8 protein-coding genes are annotated in these 12,158 nt (G+C 64.8%); 7 read left to right on the top strand and 1 reads right to left on the bottom strand.

Annotated features, from left to right (window positions below; genetic code table 11):
* Positions 1–563: 563 nt before the first annotated feature.
* A complete protein-coding gene (locus ACOYYX_RS26855; RefSeq protein ID WP_422925415.1) occupies positions 564–1,751 on the top strand; it encodes a substrate-binding domain-containing protein in 1,188 nt (395 codons plus the stop codon).
* 550 nt (positions 1,752–2,301) lie between these two features.
* On the opposite strand, the gene ACOYYX_RS26850 is transcribed toward ACOYYX_RS26855, so the two are convergent.
* On the bottom strand, positions 2,302–3,345 hold the full coding sequence (locus tag ACOYYX_RS26850; RefSeq protein ID WP_422925413.1) for a TIM barrel protein: 1,044 nt from the start codon (positions 3,343–3,345) through the stop codon (positions 2,302–2,304).
* A 172-nt stretch (positions 3,346–3,517) separates the two neighbouring features.
* Here ACOYYX_RS26850 and ACOYYX_RS26845 point away from each other — a divergent pair, with 172 nt between their 5' ends.
* The 6 genes from ACOYYX_RS26845 to ACOYYX_RS26820 all read left to right on the top strand — a co-directional run bounded on the left by ACOYYX_RS26845 (position 3,518) and on the right by ACOYYX_RS26820 (position 12,082).
* The gene (locus ACOYYX_RS26845) at positions 3,518–4,414 is read left to right on the top strand and encodes a helix-turn-helix domain-containing protein (RefSeq protein ID WP_422925411.1); all 897 of its coding nucleotides are present in this window, start codon (positions 3,518–3,520) and stop codon (positions 4,412–4,414) included.
* Positions 4,415–4,680: 266 nt separating this feature from the next.
* Entirely contained in the window at positions 4,681–5,745 is a 1,065-nt protein-coding gene (locus ACOYYX_RS26840; protein WP_422925409.1) for a DUF1559 domain-containing protein, read from the top strand.
* 283 nt (positions 5,746–6,028) lie between these two features.
* Entirely contained in the window at positions 6,029–6,232 is a 204-nt protein-coding gene (locus ACOYYX_RS26835) for a hypothetical protein (RefSeq protein WP_422925407.1), read from the top strand.
* A gap of 173 nt (positions 6,233–6,405) precedes the next feature.
* Positions 6,406–7,251 carry a 3-keto-disaccharide hydrolase gene (locus ACOYYX_RS26830; RefSeq protein WP_422925405.1) on the top strand — a complete coding sequence of 282 codons (846 nt, stop codon included), beginning with the start codon at positions 6,406–6,408 and terminating at the stop codon, positions 7,249–7,251.
* 345 nt (positions 7,252–7,596) lie between these two features.
* Positions 7,597–8,952, top strand: coding sequence for a hypothetical protein (locus ACOYYX_RS26825; RefSeq protein WP_422925403.1), 1,356 nt, complete (start codon positions 7,597–7,599; stop codon positions 8,950–8,952).
* A 220-nt stretch (positions 8,953–9,172) separates the two neighbouring features.
* A complete protein-coding gene (locus tag ACOYYX_RS26820) occupies positions 9,173–12,082 on the top strand; it encodes a PVC-type heme-binding CxxCH protein (protein ID WP_422925401.1) in 2,910 nt (969 codons plus the stop codon).
* Positions 12,083–12,158: the final 76 nt, after the last annotated feature.

Here is a 12,158-nt window from a genome sequence, read left to right as displayed (position 1 = left end):
ACGAGCGGGTGGTCGAACGTCTTTCGCAGTCGACGGTTACGCGGTCAATGGAGAGGAGATTGACCAGTTGTCCGTCATGCCGATGGCAGAAGCCGAGTCGCGAGGCGTCGACGGCTCCGGAAGGAGGAAGGTGCTGAGCCTCGTTCCAATCCACCACTCAGGTTCGAGGTCGCGGCGAGAAACGAGGTATACCGAGAGCCAATCTCGAGGCAGTCCGAGCGATCTACAACGCCGGTTAGAGGAAGGCGTCCGCTCGAATGCTGGAGATCGACGCGAACTTCAAAAGGTTGGTGTTTCTTCGAGAATCCAGTGTCTGGGTTGACTGCCGAAACAACGATCGAAACCGAACAGGTTCAAGATACGGACACGAAGACCGGCTCACAATGTAATTATCGGGCGATTTTCTTCGATATTGGGTCAGGCCCAGAATTCGCCGCTAGATTGTTTATCTGCTACGAAATAACATCATTTCGACGAGGGCTCATGCCCTCCGGATTAACTCATCGCCTGGGATATTCGGTCAACAGGCGAATCCTTCCGTCCGATCCGCCCCAGAGGGCGCCGTGTCCGGCAAGAATCCAGATCCGAACCGCGCGAGTTCGCCCCGGGTCGCGCTACTCATCGAGACCTCGATGGCCTATGGTCGCGACATCCTCCACGGCGTCGCCCAGTACCTTCGCGAGAACGGGCCCTGGACCGTCTTCTTCGAACATCGGTCGCTCCAGGACCCGGCGCCACCCTGGCTGGCCGACTGGGACGGAGATGGGATCATCACGACCCTCTTCCCCCAGTTCGGCCACCTGATCGCCGGGACCGGGATCCCGACGATCGACCTCGACGATCAGCGACCGATATCCGGGCTCCCGACCGTGCAGAGCCACCAGGAGGCGATCGGCGCCCTCGCCGCCGAGCACCTGCTCGAGCGAGGCTTCACCCGGTTCGCATTCCTCGGCTATCCCGAGTTCGAATGGTCGCGCCGGCGATGGCTCGGATTCGAGGGGAAGGTCAGGGCGGCCGGCTTCGCCTGCGACGAGTATCTCGAGACCCAGCCGGTGACCTGGGGACACCAGCAAGCGGCCTGGGAGACCGAGATTCATGCGCTCGCCCACTGGATCGCGCGGTTCCCCAAGCCGCTCGGCCTGATGGCCTGCAACGATTACCGGGGCATCCAGCTCCTGGGCGCCTGCCGACATGCCGGGATCGCCGTGCCGGAGGAGGTGGCCGTCATCGGAGTCGACAACGACATCCTGGCATGTGAGCTCGCCTACCCGCCCTTATCGAGCGTGGTGCCCGACTGCCGACGCATCGGCTACGAGGCGGCGGCCATGCTCGACCGCATCATGAGGAAGGAACCCGTCCACGCTGAGCATCCCGAGGTCCCCCCTTACGGGATCGTGACGAGGCAGTCGACCGACATCACGGCAATCTCCGACCCGCTACTGGCCGAGGCGATGCACTTCATCCGCCGACGCGCCTGCGCCGGGATCCAGGTCGAGGACGTACTGGAACACGTCTCCACCTCGCGCAGCGTGCTCCAGCGCCGGTTCCGGGCGGGGCTGGGGCGTTCGATCCACTCCGCGATCACGTTAGTCCGACTGCAGCGGGCCAAGCAACTGCTGAACGAGACGGACCTTGCGCTTCCGGACATCGCCGAACGCACGGGGTTCTCGTCGGTCGAGTACCTCAGCACCTGGTTCCGGAAGTCAACCGGGACCTCGCCGGGTGTTTACCGCAAGAAACACAAATCGTAGCGTGGACCAACTTGGTCCTTGCCGAAGGCGAGTTCTCGGATAAATACCTAGATAGGGCCGGCGAATCCATTGATGTCGGCCGAGTCGTGCGCAGAGCAGGAGGATGCTGGACGGGCTAGCTCGGCAGTCGGAATGACCTTCCCGACCTAGATAGCTCCACTCCAAGCGGAAAGTGAAACGATGGATAACCCCATTTCTTCCCGCAACTTTCGTTGATCACTCGCCCTCTTGGGTGGAGCTATCTAGGTCGGGAAGGCCGGATGGGCGCGGATGCGCCTCGACGGCCTGGGTCTCTCGTTCAGCCCCCTCCCATCGGGGGACGATTCCAACGGATTGATCGATTATCAGTCGTCGAATTTAGATGTGCCGCGGACTCGAAGGCCTCGAGCCTGAATATTTATCCGACTAGGATCTATGCGAACCGCATACCGAGCGAGGGGGAGTCAAGACTGGCCCGGCTCTGACCTGATCGAATCCGAGACCGGGCCTCAATGAGGCGAAAGGCGAGAGCAAGAGCCGGTCGAGGGCACCGGCCCGGGGAACGTCTCGATTATTTGACGCCCATGAGATGGTTCAGGATATAAAGCTCGAGGGCTTCATAATCCCGTGCGTCGCGGTACTGCTTGACCAGCGTGTTGTCGAGCGTGCGGACCTTCTCGACGAGGTGCAGGAAGATCGTGCGGCTGTTCTTCAGGTGCTCGGTGACCGGGCAACCGCGCTGGGTTCGCATCGCCTTGACGTCGAGACCGATGAACTCGCCACGGCTACCGTAGCCGGCCTCTTCGAGGACGCGGACCTGGTTGAACCCGACGCGGATGTTGGCCCCGCCGAAGTTCTTGTCCTGGTCGTACTTCAGGCCGTTCTGGTCGTTGAGGTGGACGCTGGCCAGCTTGTCGAAGGCCAGGGCGAAGGCCATCTCATCGCTCGGGTCGAGGCCGGCGAGCAGGGCGTGGGCGCTCTCGATCAGGCCCTTGACGCGGCTGTGATCCTTCGAGGCGAACGAGAGGGCGATCGTGTGGCCGATCGTCGGGACGTAGGCCTGGTCGGTCGGCTCGTTCGGCTTGGGCTCGATCCAGACCTCGGTTTGCTTGTCGTAGTCGAGGATCTGGTTGATGGTGTCGAGGATGCGGTTGTAGGCGAGCTTCGCGTCCTTGGCTTCGCGGATGTACGAGCCTTCGCGGGCCAGCCAGAGCACGATGGCCTTGCTGCCGATCGCGTTGGCGATGTCGATGCACTTGCGGGTCCGGTCCCAGGCGTAGGCGCGGTCTTCGGCGCTATTGGCCGTGTAACCGCCGTCCACGGTCTGGTCGGCGAACCAGAGGCGGGGGGCGACGAACTCGGGGGTGAGCCCCTGGTCCTTGAGCATCCGGCCGACTTCATCGGCCTTCTTCATGATCTGGTCCGGGCTCAGACCATCGAGCCCCGGGACGACGTCATCGTCGTGGAACTGCACGCCTTCGAAGCCGAGGCCACGATAGAGGGCGAACTTCTTCTCGTGCGGGAAGGCCGCGCGAGCATCCGGCCCGAACGGGTCAGCCCCTTCGCTGATGTTCCAGGGACCGAACGAGAAACGATATGTGACGGGAGCACTCATGGCACACGACCCTAATTGAAGAACGCGATAGAGATCGACGTTGGGCCTGATTCTCGCAAGTCGTCGCCGATCTCTCTACGCTTAAAGGCTCTTTTCCTGAGACTATTGTCTCAATTTGTGTTTTCCAGGATCACCAAAACCGTAATAATTCGACATGCGAAGCCTTCGCGACATGAGAGGTCACCGCGAGCCGATCCATCCCCCCAGCGGGCATTCGTTCCGGGTCCTGCGGTGGGGGAAGACGCTGCGCGAGGTCGATGTGGTCATCGGGCCCGGCCAGCGCGTCCCCATCCACGGCGAGGGGGAGCACTGGCACTATCACGTCGCGATGGAGCTCACGCTCTTCACCGCAGGGGAGGGAACCCGGTTCGTCGGCGACCACATCGGCCGGTTCTCGTCGGGCGACCTCGTCCTGCTCGGCGAGAAGCTCCCCCACCACTGGCACACGCACGGATCCTCCACCGGGATCTCGGTCCAGTGGGAGTTCTCCCCGGGCCACCCGTTCTGGGCCTTCCCCGAGACCGGCTCCCTCGGATCCCTTTTCAAGAATTCCGCCAGGGGATTGAGATTTTCGGGCGGGGCCGCGCAGACGGTTTCCAGCGGCCTGCACGAGCTCCTGCACACGAGCGGCGCCGATCAGCTCGGCCTCTTGCTGCGGCTCCTCGCCCGCCTCGCCGCGGCCGGGAAGTCGGAATGCGCGACGCTCTCGGAGCATTCGTTCGCCCTGCCGAATACGTCCGAGCACCAGCAGGCCATCGCCGAGGCTGTGCGCTACTTGCTCGCGAACTTCCGCGACGAGATCCGCCTGGAAGAGGTGCTCGACCTCACGGAAATGAGCAAGCCGACCTTCACTCGGCAGTTCAAACGCCACTCGGGCAAGACGTTCAGCGACTTCGTCTCGCAGGTGAGGCTCGAGGCGGCCTGCCGGGACCTTGCCGAGACCGACCGTCCCGTGCTGGAGATCGCCCAGTCCTGCGGCTTCTCTCAGCTCTCGTTCTTCAACCGGCTCTTCCGCCGGATCCGCCAATGCACGCCGACCGAATATCGTAATCGCATGCGTCAATCTTGAACCTTGGGGCTCCCGCGACGCCCATCGGCGGCCCGCCGCATGAGAAGGCTTGCGCCTTCCGCGGGCCTTGATGGGGTCGGATCGATGCGCGACTCAAAATCTCAGGAAAAAAGCCCCATTATCTCATGGACGGTTTGCACGACCGGAACCTACCCTGGTCGAATCCGGCCTTCCTCTCCTGTCCTGGCCGGCGTGGCGGTGCATCAAGCTATGCAACGCCTATCATTTTCAATCATGCTTTCGGTCTTGCGAAGGAGAGTGTCTCCATGAGGCGTCGCAAAGGTTTCACGCTGATCGAGCTCCTGGTGGTGATCGCGATCATCGCCGTTTTGATCGCGCTGCTGCTCCCGGCCGTCCAGTCGGCCCGCGAGGCCGCCCGACGCGCCCAGTGCGTCAACAACCTCAAGCAACTCGGGCTGGCGACTCACAACTACATCTCCACCTACAACGTCCTCCCGCCGCAGTGCAACTACCCGACCTCGGCGACTCAGGATTCGGGATTCTCGTGGGCGTGGACCGTCTCCCTCCTGGCGCAGATGGAGCAGCAGGCCCTCTACAACGCGGTGAACTTCTCCCTCGGCAACCTCTCGAACAACGCGAGCACGGTGGGCTACGTCCAGCTCGCCTCGCTGCTCTGCCCGTCGGAGAGCGTCGGCCAGCGCCCCGGGTTCCCCTGGGGGACGTCGAGCTACGTGGGCAACTATGGCGGACCCGGCCAGATCCAGGCCTATAGCGGCACCATCGTCCCGCTCCAGGACCTGGCACTGAACGGCGGCATCGGCACGGCGGGGTGGGGCGGCACGTCCGGCTCGGTCGGCATCCAGGGCGTCACCGACGGCACCTCGAACACCGCCCTCTTCAGCGAGCACCTGCTCGGCCTCCCCGGCGAGATCCAGGTCACCGCGAGCTCGGTCAACGGCAAGCGTGCCATCTTCCAGGGGACGAACAACTCGGGCATCAACACGGGAGCGGCCGGCGCCCTCGCGTTCGCCCAGGGTTGCAAGTCGATCCCGCCGACGGCGCCGTCGAGCGACACGACCTGGATCGGGTACTCCTGGCTCCTCGGCTACCCGACGCACGTCGCCCTGATGAACTACATGCACGTGACCGCCCCGAACAGCGTGCATTGCGGCAACCCGGCCGACATCTCCTATATCCAGTTCGTCGGCCCCGCCGGCGCGGCCGCGGCCAGCAGCAACCATTCGGGCGGCGTGAACGTGGCCTTCACCGACGGCTCGGTCAAGTTCATCAAGGATTCGGTCAACCTGCAGACCTGGTGGGCCCTCGGCAGCCGCGCCTTGGGCGAAGTGATCAGCTCCGACGCGTATTGATCCCGGCATGATACGCTCTCGTCCGGTTCGTCGTCGGTCAGCGTGACGGGGCCCGGCGATCCTCCATCGAGTGGCTCCCCACGGCTCGAATCCGAGAGGATCGCCCCCCGTCGCCGGAATTTGCGAAGGCCCTCCGGGCGATGTCAACGCACCCGCCCGAAGGGCCGAGATCCCGTGGATCACCGATTGGCAACCCGCCATTGACCAGCATTCTGGACCCGCAAGGTCTGACCGGCTTCTTGCGAAAGGCTGAGAAACCTCGATGCGATGGAACCGACTTCCCGTGGTCCTGCTTCTCGGCGTGAGTGCCCTGGCCGGTTGCGGCGAGAATCGCCTGTCTGAGACGGCCTCGGGGCCGATCCCGATCCCCACGCCCCCCAAGCTCGCCGCCGACCGGGATCAGATGAACTCGGTCTTGAAGTCGAAGAATCGACACAGGCCGAGCTCCGGCAAGGCGTACTCGCTCCCGCCAAAGCCCGGCGTCTGATCGCCGGCCGAATTGCCCCTTTGGCCGCGGCGTGGATGCAACTCATTCGCGTCCACGCCGTCCTTTGAAATCGCACGGGGGGCCGGGCTCGGCCCTTGCCGAACGCCCGCCGACGACACAAGCTGTCAACTCGTGCGAAGCTACCCATTCCTTCCCTCTCCGGAGCTGTTTGCATGGCACCCCGATCACTCGTGTGGATCTTCATCATGACTTCGGTCGTGGTGGCCGCCCCCTCCCTTTTCGGCGACGAGCCCAAGGCCCCCTCGGGCGGATCATTCGAAAAGCTCTTCAACGGCAAGGACCTGAAGGGGTGGTACACCTTCCTCCAGAAGCACGGCAAGGATAAAGATCCAGACCGCGTGATCACCATCGAGGATGGCGCGATCCACCTGTACAAGGACGCCGAAGAAGGCAGCAACGTGGTGATGGGGTACATCTCCACCGAGAAGGAGTACGGCAACTACCACTTCCGCGTGAAGTACCGCTGGGGCAAGAAGAAGTTCCAGCCGCGCTACGCCCTGAAGCGCGACGCGGGGCTGTACTACCACATCCTCGGCGAAGACCTCATCTGGCCCCGGGCCCTCCAGTTCCAGGTCCAGCAGACCGACGTCGGCGACCTGATCGCGCTGCTAGGCCTTCAGGCGGATAGCTGGATCGACCCCAAGACGAAGGGGGAGCAGCTCGGCCCCATCTATCGCGAGGCGGACAAGGGGGGCGAGCCGTTCGTCCTCGGTGGCGCGGGCATCGCCTACCTCCGTCGGCTCCCCGGCGAGTTCGAGAAGGACGGCTGGAACACGGCCGAGATCATCGTCAAGGGTGACACGACCACGCATATCCTGAACGGACAGGTGGTCAACCGCGGCCTCAACGTCCGCCTGGTCGACCCGGCCAAGCCCGGCAAGCCCGAACCGGTCCTCAAGGGCCGCATCGCCCTCGAGATCGAGGCGGCCGAGATCTTCTTCAAGGACGTCGAGATCCGCAGCCTCGACGAAATCCCGAGCGGCGCTGCCAAGCCTTGATTGTAGCCGGTTGAGATCGCTCAGCTCAGATTCATCCCCCCGTTTGCGTCCGGTCGTGCCTTGATCCAGAACCGACGGCGGGCGACAGCCAGGCCTGCCAGACTCGCCTCTCCTCCTCGAACCTCGGGCGTGCGACTCGAGGGATGAACGCGACGTGGAGAAGGAAGGATTCGGATGTCATCGAAGTCCTGCCCGCCCTCGACGCGGGCGGGGCCGAGTCCCCACGCCCCTGGACCTTCCCCCTTGAGGATTCGCACGGACCGAGGGCATAGGGACCATCTCGCCGACCGGGCGCAGAGTCTTTGCTTCATGGCGCTTCCAACGATTTAGCTAGGACCTGATTTCATGAACATCTTCAAGTTGAGCCTCGCTTCCCTCGTCGTCGCGACGTCGATCGGCGCGGCAGTCCAGGCGGCCGAGGTGAAGGCCGGGGCCGCGGCGAAGAACCTGACCGCCGACGACTCGCTGGTCATCGGCGGCGGCATCGGCCCCCACAAAGTCATGGGGCAGGAGGGAGAGCTGCGGGCCTCGGCCATCGTCGTCGAGGATCCGAAGGGGCAGAAGGTCTGCCTGGTCGCGTGCGACGTCCTCATGGTCAATCGCGACATCCTCGACCGCGCCGCGAAGAAGATCGAGAAGGAGACCGGGATCCCCTTCAGCAATATCCTCATCAACGCCACGCACACCCACCACGCCCCGACCACCTGCTCGATCCACGGGTACGTGCGCGAAGAGGCCTTCACGCTCCAGCTCGAGGAGAAAATCGTCGAAGCCGCCATCGCCGCCTCCAAGAAGCTCGTGCCGGTGACGATGTCATTCCGCCTCGGCGAGGAGTCGTCGGTCGGCAAGAACAGCCGGCTCCTGCTCTCCAACGGCATGATCTTCTGGACGGGCTCGATGGATGATGTGGTCCGGCCCACCGGCCCATTCGACCCCGAGCTCCCCGTCTGGGCCTTCCAGCGCGCCGACGGCTCGTACGAGGCCGTTCTCTTCAACCACTCGACGCACACGATCGGCACGTCGAATGGCAACGTCCGCTCCCCGTCCTTCTATGGCCTGACCGCACAGGGGCTCGAGAAGGAGAAGGGGGGCACGTTCATCTTCTTCGAAGGCGCCTCGGGCTCGACCCACAACCTCGGCCTGACCAACGCGGAAGCCACCTTGCGGATTACCCAGGCCGTCAAGGACGCCCTCGGCGCCGCCAAACCGCACAATGTCCACAAGGTGAAGGGAATCCGCAGCGAGTTCAGCTACAAGGTCCGCAAGTTCGACGAGGCGAAGGATGACAAGGCCGTCGTCGACTACGAGGCCAAGATGATCAAGGACCCGAAGGTCGCCCAGTTCGTGGTCGATATCTTCCGCGACATGCGCAAGCAGCTCGCCCCGGTCCAGGGCCAGGAGCGCAAGACCTGGATCCAGGCCATCCAGATCGGCGACACCGCCGTCGTGGGCGTGCCGGGCGAGTTCTTCACGGTCCTCGGCGAGGACATCAAGCGCCGTTCGCCGTTCCGTTACACCTACGTCTTCGAGCTGGCCAACGACTACATCGGCTACATCCCCGACAAGCTCGGGATGGATCGTGGCGGCTACCAGACCTGGACCGGCCTGCATAGCCACCTCGAGCGAGGCGCCGGCGAGGCGATCGTCGACGAGGCCGTCAAGCTCCTCGAGCAGCTCCACGCCGAGGACACCGCGAAGTAATTCCTCGGGCCAAGGGCTCGAACGGATGGGGACCGGCCAGGCCGTCCCCATCCTGGGCCCGACCACTGGCCCGAGACCGATTCCAGGCCTCCTTCCAGGATCACGCACGCTCGAGAGACGACTGACCAGGACGTTGGAGCGACCCGTCCAGCCCTCGCACTCTTCCAACGATTCGCCAGCCCCGCTCAGCTCTCTCCGGCCCGACCAGGGGAACGTCCATATGAAATCATCCTTATCCCGCCTCCGATTACTCTTGCTCGCCGGCCTCACGCTCATGGGAGGTCGAGCCGGCTTCGCCGAGGAGTCGGGACCGACGCCCCTATCGCCGGCCGAAGAAAAAGCCAAGTTCCAGTTCGCCGACCCGGACCTCGCGATCGAACTGGTCGCGTCCGAACCCGACGTCATCAGCCCCGTGGCCGTGGCCTGGGATGAAGACGGACGCATGTACGTGGCGGAGATGATCGACTACCCGTCGGGCCCCACCGGCGGCCGGATCCGCAAGCTCGAGGACCGCGACCACGACGGCAAGTTCGACCATATCTCGATCTTCGCCGAAGGCTTGCCCTATCCGACGAGCGTCCTCCCGTACAAGGGCGGGGTCCTCGTCACAGCCGCACCCAACATCTGGTTCTTCAAGGACCATGACGGGGACGGACGCGCCGAGGAACGCAAGGTCATCCTGACCGGCTTCGGCGAGGGGAACACGCAGCTCCGCGTCAACGGCCTTACCTGGGGGCTCGACAACTGGGTCTACGGAGCCAACGGCCGCAGCGACGGCGACATCCGCCGCCCCGAGGATCCCCCGGCCAAGGCCCTGGCGCTCCGGCACCATGACTTCCGCTTCCGCCCCGACACGGGCGAGGTCGAGGCCGTCACCGGCTTCAGCCAGTTCGGCCTGCCTCGCGACGATTGGGGCGATCGCTACCCCTCCTGGAACACGATCCCCTTCCGCCACGTCGTCCTCGAAGAGAAGACTCTGGGCCGCAACCCCTATCTCGCCGAATCCTCGTCGGTCGAGTCGATCCTAGACCCTGCCGACCCGAACCGTGTCTTCTCGGTCAGCCCGACCCAGGCCCGCTTCAATCGCGAGTCGGTCGCCTTCTTCAATGCGAGCTGTGGGTCGACGATCTATCGCGGGACGGCCCTGGGCAAGGACTATCAGGGGGATGCCTTCGTCTGCGAGTCGCTGTTGAACCTCGTCCATCGCCGCGACATCGTCGCCAAAGGGCCGACGTACTTGGCCAGGCGGGTCGAGCAGGGCAAGGAATTCCTCTCCTCGACCGACCTCTGCTTCCGCCCGGTCAACATGGCGAATGGACCCGACGGGGCCCTTTACCTCGTCGACTTCTATCGCGAGATGGTAGAGCACCCCCAGTTCGTCCCCGAAGACCTCCGCAAGGCGGTCGACTTCCGTCGCTGGCACGACCGCGGCCGGATCTGGCGGATCAGCTCGAAGGACAAGCCGAGGACGGGCGATCATCCCCACCTCGGCCGCGCGACCTCCCAGGAGCTCGTCGCCGACCTCGCCCATCCGAACGCCTGGTGGCGCGACACCGCCCAGCGCCTGATCGTCGAGCGACACGACCTGGCCACCGTCCCCGCCCTCTCGGAGACGCTCAAGACTTCCGCGAATTCTCTGGCCCGGCTGCACGCGATCTGGACCCTCAATGGCCTCGGCGACCTCAATGACACCCAGATCCGATCGGCTTTCCACGACGCCGAACCCCGCATCCGCGAGGCCGCCGCGCGTCTGGCCTCCGGCCGGCCCAAGCTCGTCGATGACCTCATCACCCTGGCCGACGACCCCGAGGTCCGAGTCCGCTTCCAGGCCGCCATCGTCCTCGGCGACATCGGCGGAGACCAGGCCGCAAAGGCACTAGCAAAGATCGCGGCGCGTGACGCCTCGGATGACTGGGTCCGCATCGCCGTCCTGAGCGGCCTCCGAGACATCGCCGGCCGGTTCCTCGAAGACCTCCTCGCGCAGCACCCCGACTGGCTCGCCACCCCGACGCCCGAGCAAGGGCGGTTGCTCTCGCAGACCGCCTCGATCCTGGGCGTCCGCCGCAAGCCCGAGGAGATCAAGGCCCTCGCCTCATTCCTGACCCCAGGCCACGACGACAATGCCGTCCTGGGGCGGATCGCTCTCCTGGCCGGCCTGGCCGATGGGCTATCTCGCTCCGGCCCATCGCTCCACGACCTGCTCTTCAACCCCTCTGCCGACCTCCAGCCGCTGACGGCCTCGGTCAACGCGCTGCTGCATCAGATCGAGAAGCTGGCCGGCGACCGCGACGCCCGCGCCGACGGCCGCGTGCAGGCCGTGCAGCTCCTCGCCAGCTGCCGGCCGCAGGAGACCGCCGCGTTGATCCCGGCCTTGCTCCAGTCGGATCAACCGGCCCCCGTCCAGCTCGCCGCCGCGCGAGTGCTGGCATCGGTCGGCACCCCCGAGCTCGGCGCCCAGATTCTGGGAAGTTGGAAGGAACTGGGCACGGGGACCCGCCGCGAAATCCTCGCGGGAATGGTCGGTTCCGAGGCCCTCGCAGCCCAGCTCGTCGATGCGATCGAGCAGGACACGATCGCCCTGACTGAGCTCGACGCATCGAGCCGCGAAGGGCTCCGCCGGATCAAGGATGCCTCCGTTCGCAAGCGAGCCGAGGTGCTGCTGGAGAAGTCGATCGCCTCGGACCGCAAAGCCGTCGTCCAGAGCTACCTGCCGGTGCTCGAGATGAAGGGGGACGCCAAGCGGGGCGAGGACCTCTTCGCCAAGAACTGCCAGACCTGCCACCAGCGGCGAGGGAAGGGGAACCGAGTCGGCCCCGACCTCTCGGGGATCGCCGGCCGCCCACCTTCGGCCCTACTTAACGACATCCTCGACCCCAACAAGGATGTCGCCCCCGACTACGTCGGGTACTTGCTCGTGACGACGAAAGGCCAGGTTCTCACCGGACTCCTGGCCGAAGAAACGACCTCGAGCCTCAAACTCCGACGCGCCGAGGGGACGGATGAAACCGTGCTCCGCTCGGAGATCGAGGACTTCCGCTCCAGTGGCCGCTCACTGATGCCCGAAGGGCTCGAGCAGACCATGGGGCAGCAGGGGATCGCCGACCTGCTGGAGTTCCTCCGGCAGCCTTGACGCAATTCTCTAGCACTCGTCGAAGTGACGTTGATCGAACCCCGGCCTGCGAGGTGTCGCTGGCCGGGGTTCGTCC

Origin of the sequence: Singulisphaera chitinilytica, from assembly GCF_049331405.1 — a bacterium.
Lineage (GTDB): Bacteria > Planctomycetota > Planctomycetia > Isosphaerales > Isosphaeraceae > PoT.
Note: the sequence above shows the minus strand (reverse complement) of the source record. Positions and strands in the feature narration are given on the sequence as shown.